The sequence below is a fragment of the Paenarthrobacter sp. CCNWLY172 genome (assembly GCF_037402035.1).
In the GTDB taxonomy this organism is placed as follows: Bacteria; Actinomycetota; Actinomycetes; order Actinomycetales; family Micrococcaceae; genus Arthrobacter.
Window position 1 is genome coordinate 165,531 of record NZ_JBBEGB010000009.1, and the last position, 17,396, is coordinate 182,926.

Sequence of the window (17,396 nt, forward strand, 5' to 3'; positions counted from 1 at the left end):
GGATTTTTGGGCCGCGGCGTGGTGGGCATCGTGGGGGGCCCACTGCCGCGAGGGACCCGACTCGAGCTTGCGAGAGTTGGGAGCGGCTGGGGACGGGCGCGGCCCAAAATCCGGCGTAGCCGCCGCAGCCCCGCCGATCACGATGCCAGATCAAGCATCAGGACGTCGCGGCGAATCCAGTTGAGGACCTCCTCCAGCCCTTCATCGGTCTTGAGATTGGTGAAGCAGAACGGCTTGTTGCCCCGGAATTCCTTGGAATCCCTCTCCATGATGGCCAGGTCGGCTCCGACATGGGGTGCCAGGTCCGTTTTGTTGATGATGAAGAGGTCGGACTTGATCATGCCTTGCCCGGCTTTGCGGGGGATTTTTTCGCCTTGGGCGACGTCGATGATGTAGATGGAGAAGTCGACGAGTTCGGGGCTGAAGGTGGCAGAGAGGTTGTCGCCGCCGGATTCGACAAAGATGACCTGCAGGTCGGGGTGCCGGGCCTTAAGTTCTTCGATGGCTGCGGTGTTCATGGAGGTGTCTTCACGGATGGCAGTGTGGGGGCAGCCGCCGGTTTCGACGCCGATGATGCGGTCCTCGGGAAGGATGCCGTTGGCGGCGAGGATTTTGGCGTCTTCGATGGTGTAGATGTCGTTGGTGATGGCAGCCATGGAGATGTCGCCGCTCATGTGCCGGGTGATGCGTTCCACGAGCTGGGTTTTGCCTGCTCCGACGGGTCCGCCGACACCGATTTTGATGGGTTCTTTCATGTTTTCTGTCCTTTGCACTAGCTAGCTCATGAACATGCGGGCGCGTTGCCGTTCGTGCCGCATTTGTGAAATTTCAAGTCCGGGGCTGACGGCCCCAAAGTCGTCCCAGCACAGCTGTGCTACATCCTTGACGGCGGCAGCAACGGCGTCGTGCGCGTGGCGGAGCACCCGCTGCCCCGCGTTCTGTCCGAGCGGTATGGCGCGCACGGCATTCTGCGTCAGCGAAGTCACCGTGGCGAACAAGTAGGCGGAAAGCGCCGCCTCAAAAGGAACACCCAATGACCGCGCGATGACACCAAAAGCCAAGGGCTGATGCCCCCCGGCCCCACCCCCACGAACCAACTCCCGATACGCTTCCAACTCCTCCGACGGGAACACCTCCCCACCGATCTCCAACAGCCGTCCCCCCATCTTCAAAGACGCCTCCCTCACCTCCCGAGCCAACAACTGCCCGGAAAGAACAGAATCCAACAGGCCCACGTCCACGCCCTCATAAAGGAAGCGCAGAGCCAACCCATCTGAATAGACCAACTGCTGCCCCACAAAAGCGCTCAACCAACCCCCAAAAGACCCCTCATCGCCCACGAGCCCACGGTGGATGTAGCTCTCAAACCCCAAAGAATGAGCAAATGCCCCCGTAGGCAAAGCCGAGTCAGTCAACTGTTGAAGAGCCAGCTGATAGGTAGCACTCACAGCCCGTCGCCCGAGGTGTGGACGGCGCGCTTGAGCGGAGCTGGGAAGGGGGCCGCGGCGTGGCGGGCATCGCGAAGCGGGCACGGCCCCCTTCCCAGCGGAGCGCAAGCGTGCGCACCCAACCTGACCCGGCGCACAGCTTTAGTGCGAGTGCTCAGCATGGCGGAACGGCACCGGCATGACCCGCTCTTGCCTGTCGTAGGGGACGCCGACGCTCTTCAGAAAGTCTTCGACCGTGTGGTCATACTGACAAACCATGACCTCGGCCCCGTACTCAGACGCAGAGTCGAAGAATTGTGCCTGCAGATGCCGGTTGCCGAGCGAGTGCGCCACCACCCCCATTTCGTGGATGCTTCGGGGCGCGATCACCAGGACGTCGGTGGGCAGTACGGAGATGACGATGAGGTTGGCGTCGCTGATGGCGAGGATGTCGCCGTCGCGGAGGTCGCCGGTTCCGGTGGGGAGGCGGATGCCGAGTTCTTTGCCGTGGTCGGTGGTGACGCGTTGGATGCGTTTAACCAGCAGTGCGCTGGGGAGGACTACCTTTTCTTTGTGATGCCCGGCGTAGGCGTTGGGCTGTTCGTGGAGGTTGCCCAGGATTTTTTCGATGATCATGTGGTTTCCTAAACGGCTTAGAAGAGGAAGTAGCGCTGCGCCATGGGCAGCACGTCGGAGGGCTGGGAGGTGACTTCGACGCCGTCGACGCTCACTTTGTAGGTTTCGGGGTCGACGGCGATGTCCGGGGTTTCGCCGTTGTATTTGAGATCCGCTTTGGTGAGGTTGCGGATGCCGGTGACGGGTTTGATGATGCGTTCAAGGCCGAGTTCGGCGGGGACCCCGGCGTCGATCGCTGCTTTGGACAGGAAGGTGATGGACGTCTGCTGCAATGCCTTGCCGTACGTTGCGAACATGGGCCGCATGGTGCGGGGTTGGGGCGTGGGGATGGAGGCGTTGGCGTCGCCCATGAGTGCGTAGGCGATCTGGCCCCCTTTGATGACGAGCTCGGGTTTCACGCCAAAGAAGGCGGGGTCCCAGAGGACGAGGTCCGCGAATTTGCCTTCTTCCACGGAGCCGATCACATCTGCCATTCCCTGCGCGATGGCCGCGTTGATGGTGTATTTGGCGACGTAGCGCTTGAGTCGGAAATTGTCCGCGTCGGCAGAACCGTGAGCTGTCCCGGACGGGTCCTTCAGCACGCCGCGCTGCCGCTTCATGGCGTCCGCTACCTGCCACGTCCGAGTGACCACTTCGCCAACGCGTCCCATCGCCTGGGAGTCCGACGACGTGATCGCGAAGATGCCGAGGTCGTGCAGGACATCCTCAGCGGCGATGGTTTCGGCCCGGATACGGGAGTCTGCAAAAGCCACGTCTTCCGGGATGTCCGGGTTGAGGTGGTGGCAGACCATGAGCATGTCCAGGTGCTCTTCGATGGTGTTTCGCGTGTACGGCAGCGTGGGGTTGGTGGAGGCCGGGAGCACGTTGGGAAGTCCGGCGATCTTAATGATGTCCGGGGCGTGCCCACCGCCGGCTCCTTCGGTGTGGAAGGTGTGGATCACGCGGCCGTCGATTGCCCGGATGGTGTCTTCCACGAAGCCGCACTCGTTGAGGGTGTCGGTGTGGATGGCCACTTGGACGTCGTATTCGTCGGCAACGCGCAGGGACATGTCGATGGACGAGGTGGTTGAGCCCCAGTCCTCGTGCACTTTAAGCCCGACCGCACCGGCGCGGATCTGCTCGGCGAGTGGCTCGACGGCGGATGCGTGGCCCTTCCCGAACAGGCCGATGTTAACGGGGAGTCCCTCGGCGGCCTGCAGCATTCGCGAGATGTGCCAGGCGCCGGGCGTGATGGTGGTGGCTTTGGTGCCTTCAGCCGGTCCTGTGCCGCCGCCCACCATGGTGGTGATGCCGTTGCACAGGGCTGCCGGAACCTGTTCGGGGGAGATGAAGTGGATGTGGGTGTCGATGCCGCCGGCGGTGAGGATCTTCCGCTCGCCGGCGATGATCTCCGTGCTGGCCCCGATCACGATGTCCACGCCGTCGGCAATCTGCGGGTTGCCGGCTTTGCCGATTTTGAAGATGTGCCCGTCCTTGAGGGCAACGTCCGCCTTGTAGATACCGGTGTAGTCCAGCACGATCACATTGGTGATCACGGTGTCAGGGATGTCCTCCGAGCGGGTCAACTGGCCGTTCTGGCCCATGCCGTCGCGGATCACTTTTCCGCCGCCGAACACTACTTCCTCGCCGTAAACCGTGTAGTCCTTCTCGATCTCCAGGAACAGTTCGGTGTCGGCCAGGCGGATGGCGTCGCCCGTCGTCGGGCCGTACAGCTCGGAGTATTGCTTGCGGGAAATCTCGAAGCTCACTTGGCGACTCCTTCTGGATCCGACGCACTCAAGCGGGGGCCGCCGTCGAGCGTTCCGTTCACAGCGTTACTGAGCCCATAAACCTCACGCGCCCCGGCAATCTCGATCAACTGGATGGTTTTCCGATCACCGGGTTCGAAGCGGGCAGCCGTTCCGGCCGGGATATCCAGGCGGCGGCCGTAGGCAACGTCGCGGTCGAACTCCAGGGCGCCGTTCGTCTCGGCAAAGTGGTAGTGCGAACCGATCTGGACGGGGCGGTCGCCGCGGTTCACCACCTCGACAGCGATTGCCTCACGGCCACTGTTGCACGCGATGGAACCGGGCTGGAGTCTGTATTCACCGGGAATCATGGGGGGCTCCTAGCGGATGGGGTGGTGGACTGTGACGAGCTTGGTGCCGTCAGGGAAGGTGGCTTCGATCTGGACGTCGTGGATCATCTCCGGCACGCCTTCCATCACGTCTTCGCGGCGGAGCAGGGTGGTTCCATAGCTCATGAGATCAGCAACGGTCCTGCCGTCACGGGCACCTTCGATGAGTTCGTAGCTGATGATTGCCACAGCCTCGGGGTAGTTCAATTTCAGCCCCCGCGCTTGGCGGCGGCGCGCCAGGTCGGCAGCCACCACGATCATGAGTTTCTCCTGCTCGCGGGGCAAAAGATGCATCGAATCTCCTTGTACGTGGGCACGACCGTGACAGTTGTGACCAGCGTAGGGACCGGAAGTTTCAGCTACGTTTCCAAATCGTCTCAACGGGGGGTCGAATTTTTCCCGAATTGACCTCAACTTAAGTTGAGGTCATAGCATCGTTCAGGTGCGCTTCCGCAAAGCGGCGCCAACCCCTCCCAGTCCCACGAAGGTTCATGAATGTCCCATCACACCCCCTTGCCGGCAGAGCCGGTCGGCGAGCTCTTCAAGTCCGCCTTCCGCTCTCATCCAGCAGGAGTTGCCATCATCACCGCGTCAGGACCGGAAGGAGCCGTAGGGCTCACGGCGTCCTCGGTGGCATCGGTGGCGGTGGATCCGCCGACGCTGGCATTCTCCGTCACAGGCGGCCGATCAGCTTCGCATATCGCTGCCGCGCAAACGATCGTCGTGCACCTTTTGGGCGCGGACCAAGTGGACCTCGTTCGCACTTTCGCGGACCCACTAGCCCCGCGCTTCACCAGCGACATGGACTGGGAACTGCTGCCCACAGGCGAGCCCCTGCTCAGGGAAGCTCCATGGGCGCTGCGGTGCGAAATCGTTCATCGGGCACCACTGGGTGGCTCCGTGCTGTTGGCCGCAACCGTTGTGGATATCCGATTCAGCCCCGCCGATTCGGCCCCGCTGGTCTACCACAACCGGGAGTTCCACACCCTTTTCCGCAGCGAGCAGGCGGTTGGCTGACCGCGCCCTTGGGCTAGCGGGTCACAAGGTGCCGGGAAATCTTGGCGGCGGAATCCCGCAATTCGATGGCACCCGCGGCAACTCCGACCACAAGCTCAAAGCCCTCGTCGGAGGTGTTGAAGGGCATCTTCGATGTCCAGGTACGCCGTCACGCGTCCTCAAGGCGCGTCAGCAGCTCCGCATCATGACTCATCACGAAATCCAGTCCCTCGCTGATTTCACGTCGTCGCGCATGACGCTGCAGAACCAACTCTGCGCCCTGCAACAGGAGCGCGGACTTTGAGGTGTGCTCCTCTGCAGCCAATTTCTCCAGTCGTCGATCAAGGTCCTCGGGGACGCGCAGATTCATAGCCATGTTTCGGTGGTACTAAAACGGTACCTAGTTGTTCCGGCCCCTGGCGGCCACGGCCCACTGCTCCACCACAGCCCCATCCCGCACCACAGTAACTTCGTCCACCAGATTCATGGTCAGGCACACGTGGTTGGGGATCACCCGGAGCCGGGTGCCAAGCGCCGGAAGTTCGGACGAGTCCGGCCAGACAACCGTGGCGTGGTGCTCAGACAGCGCAGTGACCCTTGCTTCGGGGTATTCGGGAAGCCGTGCGTATCCGGTGGCCCAATCCGGGCGGTCGCTGCCCAGGATCTTACTGCCAGCGTCCACCACCACCCGGCGCACGTTTCCGCCTGCGGCTTCGTGCCTGCTGACAACGGTGGCAGCGACAGTCAGTGCAATGTCGTCCCACGTGCACCGTTCAAGCTCCAGTTGCTGGGCATCGCCGAACACGTAGACTCCCGGACGGAGCTCCGTGGCCACCGTTTCGCCGTCAAGCAAGGCGGTAGGCGTGGACCCTCCGCTGATGGTGGTCACCTCGAAGCCGGCCTCGGACAGTGACGTCGCCGCCAAGCCAAGTGCCTCATTCTCGTTGCTTGCCGCACCAGTCGGCATGCCGGGCTTGTAGCTGTGACCGGGGAACGTGAAGACGCCCTGCACGCTCAGTCCTGCAGCAGCCGCCGCGTCGGCAACGGCCACCACTTCATCCGGCAGCACGCCGCTGCGATGGTGTCCGCTGTCCACTTCGATCAGCACCTCAACACTGGCTGCCTCGGCTCCGAGTTGGCGACCCATCGCCGTCGCGCTGTCCGCCGAATCGACGCCAACAGCCAGGCGGCACGTTGCTGTCAAAGCCCGCAGGCGATCAGCGTGCGTGGCTTCAACCCAGAGTGGGTACGCGATGAAGATGTCCTTCACGCCGTCCGCTGCGAAGACTTCGGCCTCGCCGATCGTGGCAACGGTGATCCCTACGGCCCCGGCTGACAGCTGCTTTCGCGCGATCTCCAGGGTCTTGTGCGTCTTGACGTGCGGCCGGAGCTTGAGTCCCCTGCTGAGCATGCTTGCCGCCATGCGTTCGATGTTTCGGTCAAGGACATCGAGGTCGATCATGACAGCAGGGGTAACAACTTCAGCGGGGATCACGTTCATTCCACAAACACTAACGTCCTACGGCGCGGACTGCCTGACCCGCAATTCGAACTTCGCTTCCGGCTGCTGGACAGTGGGCGCCGCGTTCTTGGCTTCAATCCGCTCGATGAGAAGTTCGACGGCGCGCTCCGCAATTTCCGTACGCCCCGGCGCCACTGTGGTCAAAGACGGCGACGCGAACCGCGCCTCGTCAATATCATCAAAACCAGCAACGGCGATCTCCTCCGGGACTCTCCTGCCACGGACCAGAAGCTCATGCAGTGCCCCCAAAGCGAGGGCATCGTTGAGTCCGAAGACAGCGTCGAACTCCACTCCGCTGTCCAGGAGCCTGGCCGTGGCGGCAGCGCCGCCATCCCGCCGCCAATCGCACGGCACCACCAAGGCAGGATCGTAAGGCACCCCGGCGTCAGCGAGCGCAGCCTTGTACCCCTCAAGGCGCAGGCCGTTACTGCCGGTGGTGTCGCCGTCGCGCGCCCCTAAAACGGCTATACGACGGCGGCCGCCAGCCAGCAGGTGCGTGGTGACTGCAGCGGCGGCTTGATGATTTTGAATGAGGACCATGTCCAGCCGCGGATCCTGCACGAATTCACCCAGCAGGACCAACGGCTTCTTGCCCGCGGCAGCGATGATCTGTTCAGCGTCCAGGGCGAGTGGAATAAAGAGGAGGCCATCAGTGAGAGTGCGGAACTGGCCCTGGAGCGCCGCCTTTTCGTGCTCAGGCTCATTTCCGGACTGCTCCACGAGGACACGGTAGCCCCGCGCCCAGGCCGCCTTCATGATGTCCGACGCCAACTCGGCGTAATACGGGATGGAAAGGTCGGCGAGGACCAATCCGAGCATGCTGGTCTTGCCCGAGCGGAGGCTGCGGGCCGTCAGGTTGGTCTCGTAACCCAGCTCATCGATCGCGTCCAGGACGCGCTGTTTGGTGGCGGGGCGGATGAACTCGTAGTTGTTGATCACGTTGGAAACCGTCTTCAACGAGACCCCGGCAACGCGCGCAACGTCGTTCATGGTGACGGCCATCAAAGTGCTCCTTTTGTACTGTTGGCATACATCGTTGCAGATCAGACCGGCATGGAGTCAGTCCATGACTGCAGCGATGGCTTCGATCTCCACCAACTGATGGTCGTAGCCAAGGACGGTGACGCCCATGAGGGTGCTCGGGACGTCATGGTCGGCGAAGGCGGCACGGACCACGTTCCAAGCGGTGACGAGATCGGCCTGCTGGGTCGAGGCAACCAGGACCCGGGTGGAAATGACGTCCCCGATTCCCGCTCCGGCGGCGTCCAAAGCCAGCAGCATGTTTTCGACCGACTTTTCCGCTTGGGCTTTGTAGTCCCCAATACCTGCCGTGGTCCCGTCCTCGTTCAGCGGGCAGGATCCCGCCAGGAAGACAAGCCGGGCTTCAGCCGGGGCGGTCGCCGCATACGCGTACTGAGCTGCTGACGTGAGCCGGTCGGAGCGAATGAGGGTGACTGCATTAGGCATGGGATTCCTTAGTTTGTCGGGTTGGTTCCATGTGAGTCCATCCCATCACGGTCCTTTGCCCTGTCATGTTGATGGGCAACGGCGTAGTGTCACAAGTAAGAGATTTCGGGTGCTGACGGGACCGGGGTTGATATTCGGGCTTTGCGCGATTACGAGCGCTCTGCCGCCCAGTTGGAGTTGCTTTGACTCCGGCATTGCATGAAGCGAGGCCCCGTGGCCCAGCACAACACAGCCCCATCAGCACAAAAACAGGCCGATGGGGACCTGACAGATTTTCTGGTGCGACTTCAGGATCTTTTGGTGGATAACGCGGATATGCGCGCGTTTCTTGAAGACTTCGCTTGCATGACCGCAACCAAGCTGACCAAAAACGGGAATACCATAGCTTGCGGCGTAACGGTCATTCGGCAGAAAAAGCCGGTGGCCGTGGCGGAAAGCGATACCCTCGCCCGGAGACTTGACCAAATTCAGAATAGTTTTGACGATGGACCGTGCCTCACGGCCCTCCGGACCCGGACCATTGCCCATGTCCCGGACGTTCATAGTGAGCAGCGTTGGCCGGATTACATGACAGCGGCCGCCGCAACCAACGTCGGCTCGATTTTGGCCCTGCCCATGGAACTGAACAGGACTGCGGAGGCCGTGGTGAACCTCTACTCCACACGCCAGCACGGCTTCTCGGAAGAAGACATCATGGCCGCTGAGCGGGTTACGGCTACTGGGGCCAAGGCGCTTCACCTCGCAGTGAAAATGGCACAACTGCGGGACGCACGCGACAACCTTACGGCCGCGTTGGAGTCCCGCGCGACCATCGATACCGCCGTCGGTATCATCATGGCCCAGAACAGGTGTTGCCGCGACGCAGCTTTCCAAATCCTCGCCAAGGCCTCGAGCCATCGGAACGTCAAGCTCAGGACCGTGGCAGCCGGCATCATCGCCAAAGTTGGCGGGGACCAAAGGATCACAGCGAACTTCGAAGAATGACCTTTTAGTTTCTCCCCTTGAGCCGTCACACATCGCTCATCCCCTTGCAACGCGCCCGCAACAAACATGCGGAATGCTGGGGTCACATGGACGGCGAAGAGTGAGGGGAGCAGACATGAGCATTGCAAACAGGGATCTTTTCCAAGCCCTTAAGACGCAGGCCAGCCTCGCGCAGGCGTTCGGCAGCATGCCGGGCAGCAAGGAAGAACCGCATCCGCTGAGCCCTGGCGACTACATCGAGGCCTGGCATAACGGCCGACTCTATCACCGGGGCACCGTGGTCAAAACCGTTGCGGGCACCGACCTTTTCTGGCTAACGGACGATACCGGAAGCCGCCGGCTCCTGGACATGGAGTCCATGGAAATCGTCACCGTTGACGAGCCGGCTCCGGCACCCGCATCGCAGGCACCGGACCCAACTCCGTCAGCTACGGTCACGCCGATCTCCGCGTACCCCATGTTCCACGACGGCACGCAGCAGATCGCCTAGCTTTCAGTTGACCTGGTCCTCCAGCGACAGCCGGATCATGGTCCAGCTCACGGCCGGAAGCGCGGCGGTGAGGCGACCGCCGTCGAGCTTCACACTGACGTTCTCGGACGGCAGGACCGACGTCGAATCGTCGGCAGTGGCCTGCCAGTACGGGTCCTTATTCGAGTAGGTGACGGCCTCAATGACTTTGCTTGCGTTGAGGCTTCCGACGGCGGCATCCAGCGTCAGCGCGTCCGCCGCCGAGCGGTTTACTGCGAACACCACGGCCTCCTTGGCTTCTGCATCAAAGGTCGCCACGGCTGACAGGGCGGTGAAGCCCGACGTCTCTTCGGTCTCCAGCAGCGGGGATTCGACGGCGAGGTTCAACACCGTGCCCGAGGCATTCTGCGAAGTGAGCGCAAACGGGTGGAACGTGGTCTGCCTCCAGGCCCGGCCGCCCGGCTCAGTCATGATGGGTGCGATCACGTTGACCAGCTGAGCCAGGCTCGCGGAGTGGACGCGGTCCGTGTTGCGCAGCAGCGTGATGAGAAGGTCTCCCACCACCACGGCGTCGGCAACCGTGTACCGGTCCTCGAGGAGCACTGGCGCCACGGGCCAGTCGTCTCCGGTGGGCACCTTGGACTCGTCGCGGGACATGTGCCAGACGTTCCACTCATCGAACGAAATATTGACCTGCTTCCCGGACTTGTTGGCCGACTTCACATGGTCGATGTGCGAGACCAGGTCCTTGATGAACGCCTCCATCCGGTGTCCGGCTGACAGGTGCTCCTGCAGATCGCCGAAGTCCTCAAAGTACTGGTGCGCCGAGATCAGGTCCACCAACTCGTACGTCTCATTGAGGACCACGCGCTCCCATTCGCCGAACGTGGGCATGGTTGGTCCCGAACTTCCACAAGCCACCAGTTCCAGGTCCGGGTTGACCATGCGCATCGCCCGCGCCGTCTCGGCGGCAACCCGCGCGTACTCGTCCGCCTTCTTGTGGCCGATCTGCCAGAAGCCGTCCATCTCGTTCCCGAGGCACCACATCGTGATGTTGTGAGGCTCGACGGCGCCATTCGCCTTGCGCTGTTCGGACAAGGCCGTTCCACCCTTGATGTTGGAGTACTCCAGCAGGTCCAGGGCTTCCTGCGGGCCCCTGGTACCCAGGTTGACCGCCATCATGGGTTCCACGCCGGCCTTCTCCGACCACTTTGCGAACTCGTCCACGCCCACCAGGTTGGGATCGCTGGAGTGCCAGGCGAGGTCCAGCCTTGTTGGGCGGTCTTCTTTGGGCCCCACTCCGTCTTCCCAGCGGTACCCCGAGACGAAGTTTCCGCCCGGGTACCTGACCGTGGAGACGCCGAGTTCCTTGGTGAGGTCGAGGACATCGGTGCGGAAACCGTCGTCGTCGGCTTTCGGGTGCTCAGGCTCGAAAATGCCCGTGTAGACGCAGCGGCCGAGGTGCTCAACGAAGGCGCCGAATGTCTTCCTCCTGACGGGGCCTACGACGAACGCGGGGTCGATGGTGATTTTGGCCGTGGGGTTATCTGGGTTTCCCAAAGGGTGGGTCCTTGTCTGCTGGTTTTGCTGGTTCTGCTTGCCGATTTACAACGTTATAGAAACTATGCTGACGTGGCCTTGGTGTGGGAGTCAAGAGATTTCTTGCCGGGCGTTCCGGCTCTTAGGCTGAGTTCCATGACGTCGGGAGTTGTGAGAGCCGCCTATTCGGCCCGTGCAGCCGAGTACACCTCGTTGTTCGGAGCCATCAGCAGTACCCATCCGGCCGACAGGGAGCTCGTGTTGTCATGGGCCCAGGGATTGTCCGGGAAAGTCCTCGATGCCGGCTGCGGGCCTGGGCAATGGACAGCCTTTCTGCACTCCGACGGGGTGGACGTCCAAGGCGTGGACTTGGTACCGGAGTTTATTGAGACAGCCAAGCAATTCTGCCCGGATGCTCAGTTCTCTGTCGGGTCACTTGAACGGCTGCCCACCCCGGATCACTCATTGGCGGGAATATTCGCCTGGTACTCACTGATTCACACTCCCCCGGCTGGGATCACCCGGGTTCTGAACGAGTTTGCCCGATGCCTCAAACCTGGCGGGAGCCTCCTGCTCGGCTTCTTCGCTGGCCCGGCGGGCGAGTCATTCCCGCATGCAGTGACTCCCGCCTATTTCTGGTCTCTGGAGGAGATGTCGGGACGGTTGCAGGAAGCCGGTTTCAGCGTGATTGGCACACACTCCCGCGCCGACCCCGGAGTGCGTCCCCACGGGGCCATCGTCGCGCAACGGCTGCTCACTCCCGGTCGCGTTGGCTGAATGCACCTACGCGCATTGATAACTGTGCACCAGCCCAGAGTCAACAAGGGGCCGAGGCTCTTCAGCTCTACTTCGTGATTGGTGAGGGGCAGTCGCTTGCTTCCTGCCTGTCCAGCTCCTTGTAGATTGCGGTCTGGTCTCCGGCGACGCAGACAGTATCCATTTCCAGGCCGGAGCCTTTGACCTTCGCGGTGAAGGATATGAGGTTTCCGCCGTTCTGATTGGCGTAGAGGCGGACGAGGCCAGGGTCCAACGGGTTGGTTTCGACGCGGGTGTTATAACCCTTCGATTCCCAGAACGTTTTGACCACGTCCGTTGAAGCTTCCAAGTCCAGGGTTTCCATGGTTTGGCTCATGACGCTGTAGTTCACGCCCTCCCTTCCATCACCTGCATTGCAGGCGCTGTTTCGGGTGCCTTTATCGACCCATTTCTGGGGTCCGATGGCTTTTTGGGTTTCGACTTTGAAGGCGTGGAGGTCCGTGACGGCTTGTTTGAGTTGTTCGACCTGGGCTTTGACGGTTGCGGGGTCGCTGGGGTCGCTTGAGCCGGTCATGGGGATCTCCGTGGTGGGTGTGCAGGCGCTCAGTGCAAGGGCCGCGCCGACCAACGTCGCGAGTAGGCGGCGGCCCGCGAGCCGGGCTTTGGGTTCAAAGGGCATGTGGTTCACTCTTCCTGAAGCCGTTCCACAGGCCACAAGCCAGCACGAGGCGACATAGGCAGCTCCTTTGGCGAACCAGACAGCCTAATTAGCAGGCGGAGAGGAGCCGGGGCTAGAAGGGGTCCCGTAAATTTCGGGATACAGCTCCTTGTAGATTTCGTGCTGGTCTCCGGCGACGCAGACAGTGTCCATTTCCAGGCCGGAGCCTTTGACATTCGCGGTGAAGGATATGAGGTTTCCGCCGTTCTGATTGGCGTAGAGGCGGACGAGGCCAGGGTCCAACGGGTTGGTTTCGACGCGGGTGTTATAACCCTTCGATTCCCAGAACGTTTTGACCACGTCCGTTGAAGCTTCCAAGTCGAGGGTTTCCATGGTTTGGCTCATGACGCTGTAGTTCACGCCCTCCCTGCCATCACCTGCATTGCAGGCGCTGTTTCGGGTGCCTTTATCGACCCATTTCTGGGGTCCGATGGCTTTCTGGGTTTCGGTTTTGAACGCGTGGAGATCCGCGAGGGCTTGTTTGAGCTCTTCTACCTGGGCTTTGACGGTTGCGGGGTCGCTGGGGTCGCTTGAGCCGGTCATGGGGATCTCCGTGGTGGGTGTGCAGGCGCTCAGCGCAAGGGCCGCGCAGAACAGTCCGGCGAGTATGCGGCTGGCCTTTATCCGGGACTTGGGTTTATGGGGCATGTAGTTCACTCTTCCTGTGTTGTTCAACGGCCAGCAAATCCAAGGGGAGGCGAAACAGGCCGTCCGTTTGGCAGGATACGGTCTCCGTTGCCGGTTGTTGTGAGGGCAGCTTCATACAGAGCCGTGGTTTCTTTATCCAGGTAGCCGTAGCCGTCACTGGCTGTCCTGTGTACCAAGGTGTTGTGTTCGGTAGTGCCTTGGTACTGGGTCCCGTCGATCGTCGCTTCTTCTGAGGAGAACACTTTCGCACCGAAGGATTCCAGCCGCGGATCTTGGCGTTGGAAGCGACCCAGGTCAGCCAGCCCGTCACCGCTGGCTTCGGAGGCGTAGACGTGCCCCGCGGGCACGTGGAGGTCTCCGGTGTTTCGGATCTCTTTTTCGATGCCGGCGGAGCCGAGCATCGTGAAGGAGGCGACATTCAATGCCGCGGCGGCAAGGGCGTTGGACGTCACGGTGGTGCCGTAGGAATGGGCCAAGACGTGCAGGGTCTCCGGGGTCCTGTTGCCCAAGCTCTCTCTGACGGCGTTGAACGCCTGAAGGTCTGTGACGAACCGTTCGGCACCGGCACGAGCGGCATCACCGCTGTTCACCGTCGGAACCGTGGGCGGCTCGTAGTTGATCCACGCCACCACCGCGAAGGACTCGCCCGCGTCGTTCAGGCTTTGCCGCAACTTGAGGTTCGCGGCGTTTGTTGCCCAGTCATTGAAGCCGCTTTGCGGTGTAATGTTCATACCCGACACAGCGTAGGTAACGTTGTCAGCCGTGTCGGGATTACCCGCGGAGACCTGTGCCTTGGGAGAGCCGTGGGTGAGGTCGAATCCGAGCAGGACACCATCGCCCGACACTCCGGCGTTGACAAGAGCCCCACGGATGCCATCCAGCGCTTTCTGCTGCGTTTGCAGCCGTGTCCAAGCCGGGTTGGTCATGGACATGCCTTGGCTGGCGGGCAGTAGGTGAGGCGTCCTGGCCAGTTCAGCGTTGATGCGGTCCTGCTCGGTGAAGAAGCGCTTGCGGTTGGCGAGGTTCCGGGCGGTCGCGGTGATTCCGTTCAGGTTCCCGATGACTCCGGGGATGGCCTCGATCAGGAGCAACTGGGCCTCGCCGGGTTCAATTGCCCCGTCGACGATCGTGTGGCCGAGACCGCCCCACCACTCGGCTATCACGACGGAGTCCAGCCCTGGTTGTTCGAGCAGCCCCTGAAGTCGGTCCTTGTTGCCAGGTACGGCGAGCCAGGCTTTCAGTTGTGCGGCGTTCAGGGCCCCGAAATCGTTCAAACCGACTTGCCCCGGTGGTGCGTACATTATGAGAGCGCTATTGAGCATGGTGTCGGCCATGGGCCCGCTGCCGGCTGCTTCGAATGCCGCGGCGATCTGCTCAAGCCACGTCGCGTCAGCGGCGTTCTCAGTCAGCAGTTCCTCGAACCCCGACACAAACGTGACACTGCCGCTATTCACCCACGAACACGCTGAGGTGAAACCGCTCCACGCGTTCCGGATTCTCCCCAGCTCCGCGTCCAGGATGTTGGTAAAGGCGCGGGATTGGGACACAAATTCGCGCAGCTTTCCAGGATCAGCCGAGCTGGTAGCGCCCCCCGATCCACCGGCTAACCGGACCCGGGCCCTCGCCGAGAACACCGCTGAAATCGTCGGAGCAGCGACCGGCCATTCCGCTGGCATCGGATCGCTCGCCACGCTCTGGAAAGTCTGAAAGTGTTGTTCACGGAAGTCGGCGCGTTGCTGCCAGGCAGCAAGTTCCTTCAGCCGGGACTTCTCTTCCCGTGCCTTGAGCTTTGCTTGCCTGACGTCCTCCGCCAACGCCGCGAGGACACCGGCAAGCCGGCCCCGGTCATCGGCCCGGACAGCCAAAGCGTGGTTGAACAAGGTCGCATAGCCGCCCTTAAAGTCCTCCATCGCATAACCCGTGGCGACACCCAGGAAGCTACCTTCGGAGCGCAGGGTCTGATCCGCGGAATCAGCAGCGCTGATCAGAGCGTCGGCGGCGCCATCGTCGAACGCAATCTCCACCGCCGCATCAAAGATTCCCACGCCGAGCCCCCCTCACGTGAATAGTTAATCCATCGAATAGCATAACTTAAGGAACCAGAGTGTGGGACGTGACCGGGAAATAAAAAACAGGCCGGAGACTTAAGGTCTCCGGCCTGTCTTGGAGGGTGGGCCCTGTGGGGATCGAACCCACGACCCACGGATTAAAAGTCCGATGCTCTACCAACTGAGCTAAAGGCCCCTCCAGCTGTAGAAACAGCCATGAATACTGTACCCCAACGTCACGGCAGACGAGGAACTCAAGGTGACGTGCGCCGTCGTCACCTTCTTTGGGCGAACGCTCGACGACGGCGCGCGGCGGCAGCGGCGTGTCGGGCACGGGGCGGCGCCAAACTAGGTGGTGAAGGCACGCCCCCGGCAACGGCGCAGCCCCGGCAACCGTTACTCGACCCCGCCAGAGCACAGGAGTACGGTGAACTCATGAGCGAACAGCCAGGACCACGCGCGTACGGCGGAGCAAACAGGCACCACAAGCCCAAGCCTTTTGCCCCGATCGATTTCGAACCGTTCGCCGGCGGGGCAGACCCCGCGCGGGTTTCCGAGGCCGCCCACCTTGCTGCGCAGGCCTTGGTCAGGCGTGGCCGCGACAGCGACGACCCCAAAGTCACCCGCCGCTTGGTGAAACTGGCCGATGAGCAAGGCTTGGAAGCCATAGCCGAGATGTGGGCCGAAAGCCCCGCCCGAAGCCTCCCCGGCGCCCTGTGGCGGCTCTATGCCCTCCGCGCCGCCACAATCCAGAACCCCGAGAAGATCTCCGTCTACTTCCGGGCCGGACGCGATACCGCGCAGGTTTCCAACGTGGTGGCCGGCGCTGCGGAGCCGCCCGGAGCCGATGAAATGAAGACCATGGCTGACGCCATTTTGTCCGGCGCTTTCGACGGCGAGTTCGACGTCGCGCTGGAACGTTCCGCCGCTTTCTGCCGCGTGGTGGCACTCGGCCAAGCCACTCTTGCCGACGGCGCAGAGCACAGCAATGAAAGCCATGCGAGCAAGCTGACCCGCAACTCGCACCAGCTCGTCAAAACGGCCGAGGACCTTGAGCACGCCGCCAATGCATGGCGCCTGGGCGAGCTGGACTAGCCAGCAAACAGGGCGAAACGTACCCACGTCGGCCCCGGACTGTCAATGTTGACTTAGCCCGCCGGACGGTGAAAACTAAAACTAGTGTCGAACCGCGAAACCCCCGGGCTTCAACTTATAGCCGCTTCGAGCGGCCTACCGCCGAGAGGCGTATCCGGTTCGGCACCATTTTTATGCCCGGATGCAGAATGCCCGGGTCCGCGTTGAGGCGGACCCGGGCAAATACCGTCGGAATTACTTCAGCGTGACCGTGGTGTCCGCCGTTTCCTTTTTGTCGTGATCGAGGTCGCCGGAAGCGTCCTGAGGCGTCAAGGTCGCCTTGATCTCCGTTTCCTTACCGGCCGTGTAGGCGAAGTTCTCCGCAATATTGAACGACTCTCCGGGCTTCAGGATGAACGGGTCCTTTTCCTTCAGCTTCACGCCGGAGCTGCTCAGCCCATGTTTCTTATAGCCATCGCTGCTGGAGTCCGAAGGCATCCCGCCGAGGTACTTCCAGTCCGTGTACTTGGCCGAAGGGGTAACCAGGGAGTGGCTCAGGGGAATATCCGCCGACGAGGTGTTGGTGACTACGTAGTTCAGGTAAACCACCGGCGCCCCCTTCTTCAGCAGGTTCTCCTTGGTTTCCTTGTCCACGAACATGCTGTCCTTGGAAGCCGCGTCGGTGGCCACCTGATAGATGTCCACACTGAAGCTATCGCCCTTGAGAGTGCCGAGCTTGTCACCTGCATCTGAAATGGGAAGCGCCCAGGCCGCCGCGGTGTAAGCACCGGACGAAGTCCCGGCTCCTTCGGAGGAGGAAGCGGACGGCGAGGCCGACGTTGACGCCGAGGTGGACGAAGAAGGAGACGAGGACGACGACGATTCGGAACCACCCGTCGTCGAGCCCGCCGTGGTGGTGCCGCAGGCACTGAGCGCGAGCATTCCAGCTGCCGCGAGGCTGGTGACTTTCACAACATTATTGAGTCGCATAATTCC

General features: G+C 61.9%; 21 protein-coding genes and 1 tRNA gene. 5 read left to right on the top strand and 17 right to left on the bottom strand.

Annotation, left to right across the window (positions count from 1 at the left end; all coding sequences use genetic code 11):
* Positions 1-137: 137 nt before the first annotated feature.
* The 6 genes from ureG to WBN73_RS15590 form a co-directional block, all read right to left on the bottom strand.
* On the bottom strand, positions 138-755 hold the full coding sequence (ureG, locus tag WBN73_RS15565; protein ID WP_337340687.1) for an urease accessory protein UreG: 618 nt from the start codon (positions 753-755) through the stop codon (positions 138-140).
* 21 nt (positions 756-776) lie between these two features.
* Positions 777-1,448: an urease accessory protein UreF gene (locus WBN73_RS15570; RefSeq protein ID WP_337340686.1), complete on the bottom strand. Its 672-nt coding sequence runs from the start codon at positions 1,446-1,448 to the stop codon at positions 777-779.
* A gap of 141 nt (positions 1,449-1,589) precedes the next feature.
* On the bottom strand, positions 1,590-2,063 hold the full coding sequence (ureE, locus tag WBN73_RS15575) for an urease accessory protein UreE (RefSeq protein ID WP_337340685.1): 474 nt from the start codon (positions 2,061-2,063) through the stop codon (positions 1,590-1,592).
* A gap of 17 nt (positions 2,064-2,080) precedes the next feature.
* Positions 2,081-3,811 (bottom strand): urease subunit alpha, encoded by a 1,731-nt coding sequence (gene ureC / locus WBN73_RS15580; RefSeq protein ID WP_207595839.1) that lies wholly within the window; start codon positions 3,809-3,811, stop codon positions 2,081-2,083.
* Positions 3,808-4,161 (bottom strand): urease subunit beta, encoded by a 354-nt coding sequence (locus WBN73_RS15585; RefSeq protein WP_337340684.1) that lies wholly within the window; start codon positions 4,159-4,161, stop codon positions 3,808-3,810. Before WBN73_RS15585 ends, ureC begins: the two co-directional genes overlap by 4 nt.
* 9 nt (positions 4,162-4,170) lie before the next feature.
* Positions 4,171-4,473: an urease subunit gamma gene (locus tag WBN73_RS15590; RefSeq protein ID WP_089593256.1), complete on the bottom strand. Its 303-nt coding sequence runs from the start codon at positions 4,471-4,473 to the stop codon at positions 4,171-4,173.
* Between the two features lie 201 nt (positions 4,474-4,674).
* Here WBN73_RS15590 and WBN73_RS15595 point away from each other — a divergent pair, with 201 nt between their 5' ends.
* Complete coding sequence (locus WBN73_RS15595; RefSeq protein WP_207595836.1) at positions 4,675-5,196, top strand: flavin reductase family protein; 522 nt, start codon at positions 4,675-4,677, stop codon at positions 5,194-5,196.
* Positions 5,197-5,344: 148 nt separating this feature from the next.
* Here the strand turns inward: WBN73_RS15595 and WBN73_RS15600 are convergent, their stop codons facing one another.
* The 5 genes from WBN73_RS15600 to WBN73_RS15620 form a co-directional block, all read right to left on the bottom strand.
* Positions 5,345-5,551 carry a ribbon-helix-helix protein, CopG family gene (locus WBN73_RS15600; RefSeq protein WP_223941739.1) on the bottom strand — a complete coding sequence of 69 codons (207 nt, stop codon included), beginning with the start codon at positions 5,549-5,551 and terminating at the stop codon, positions 5,345-5,347.
* A 24-nt stretch (positions 5,552-5,575) separates the two neighbouring features.
* Positions 5,576-6,676, bottom strand: coding sequence for a D-TA family PLP-dependent enzyme (locus tag WBN73_RS15605; RefSeq protein ID WP_207595834.1), 1,101 nt, complete (start codon positions 6,674-6,676; stop codon positions 5,576-5,578).
* Between the two features lie 18 nt (positions 6,677-6,694).
* Complete coding sequence (locus WBN73_RS15610; RefSeq protein WP_207595833.1) at positions 6,695-7,699, bottom strand: LacI family DNA-binding transcriptional regulator; 1,005 nt, start codon at positions 7,697-7,699, stop codon at positions 6,695-6,697.
* A 57-nt stretch (positions 7,700-7,756) separates the two neighbouring features.
* Positions 7,757-8,164 (bottom strand): RidA family protein, encoded by a 408-nt coding sequence (locus WBN73_RS15615; protein ID WP_337340683.1) that lies wholly within the window; start codon positions 8,162-8,164, stop codon positions 7,757-7,759.
* Between the two features lie 237 nt (positions 8,165-8,401).
* The gene (locus WBN73_RS15620; protein WP_242703657.1) at positions 8,402-8,707 is read right to left on the bottom strand and encodes a hypothetical protein; all 306 of its coding nucleotides are present in this window, start codon (positions 8,705-8,707) and stop codon (positions 8,402-8,404) included.
* Here WBN73_RS15620 and WBN73_RS15625 point away from each other — a divergent pair.
* On the top strand, positions 8,591-9,148 hold the full coding sequence (locus WBN73_RS15625; protein WP_242703604.1) for a GAF and ANTAR domain-containing protein: 558 nt from the start codon (positions 8,591-8,593) through the stop codon (positions 9,146-9,148). The two genes, WBN73_RS15620 and WBN73_RS15625, sit on opposite strands and share 117 nt — an antisense overlap.
* Before the next feature lie 115 nt (positions 9,149-9,263).
* The gene (locus WBN73_RS15630) at positions 9,264-9,638 is read left to right on the top strand and encodes a hypothetical protein (RefSeq protein WP_207595830.1); all 375 of its coding nucleotides are present in this window, start codon (positions 9,264-9,266) and stop codon (positions 9,636-9,638) included.
* Between the two features lie 3 nt (positions 9,639-9,641).
* On the opposite strand, the gene arfA is transcribed toward WBN73_RS15630, so the two are convergent.
* Positions 9,642-11,177 (bottom strand): arabinosylfuranosidase ArfA, encoded by a 1,536-nt coding sequence (arfA, locus tag WBN73_RS15635; RefSeq protein ID WP_337340682.1) that lies wholly within the window; start codon positions 11,175-11,177, stop codon positions 9,642-9,644.
* Between the two features lie 135 nt (positions 11,178-11,312).
* Here arfA and WBN73_RS15640 point away from each other — a divergent pair, with 135 nt between their 5' ends.
* Complete coding sequence (locus WBN73_RS15640; RefSeq protein WP_280625858.1) at positions 11,313-11,933, top strand: class I SAM-dependent methyltransferase; 621 nt, start codon at positions 11,313-11,315, stop codon at positions 11,931-11,933.
* Between the two features lie 67 nt (positions 11,934-12,000).
* Here WBN73_RS15640 and WBN73_RS15645 read toward each other — a convergent pair whose 3' ends face one another.
* The 4 genes from WBN73_RS15645 to WBN73_RS15660 all read right to left on the bottom strand — a co-directional run bounded on the left by WBN73_RS15645 (position 12,001) and on the right by WBN73_RS15660 (position 15,522).
* Entirely contained in the window at positions 12,001-12,591 is a 591-nt protein-coding gene (locus WBN73_RS15645) for a hypothetical protein (protein ID WP_337340681.1), read from the bottom strand.
* 84 nt (positions 12,592-12,675) lie between these two features.
* Entirely contained in the window at positions 12,676-13,278 is a 603-nt protein-coding gene (locus tag WBN73_RS15650; protein ID WP_337340680.1) for a hypothetical protein, read from the bottom strand.
* A gap of 23 nt (positions 13,279-13,301) precedes the next feature.
* Positions 13,302-15,323, bottom strand: a complete 2,022-nt coding sequence (locus WBN73_RS15655) for an alpha/beta hydrolase (protein ID WP_337340679.1) — start codon at positions 15,321-15,323, stop codon at positions 13,302-13,304.
* 126 nt (positions 15,324-15,449) lie between these two features.
* A tRNA-Lys gene (locus tag WBN73_RS15660) sits at positions 15,450-15,522 on the bottom strand.
* Positions 15,523-15,761: 239 nt separating this feature from the next.
* Here WBN73_RS15660 and WBN73_RS15665 point away from each other — a divergent pair.
* Entirely contained in the window at positions 15,762-16,421 is a 660-nt protein-coding gene (locus tag WBN73_RS15665) for a hypothetical protein (protein WP_207595776.1), read from the top strand.
* 234 nt (positions 16,422-16,655) lie between these two features.
* Here WBN73_RS15665 and WBN73_RS15670 read toward each other — a convergent pair whose 3' ends face one another.
* On the bottom strand, positions 16,656-17,390 hold the full coding sequence (locus tag WBN73_RS15670) for a hypothetical protein (RefSeq protein ID WP_337340678.1): 735 nt from the start codon (positions 17,388-17,390) through the stop codon (positions 16,656-16,658).
* Positions 17,391-17,396: the final 6 nt, after the last annotated feature.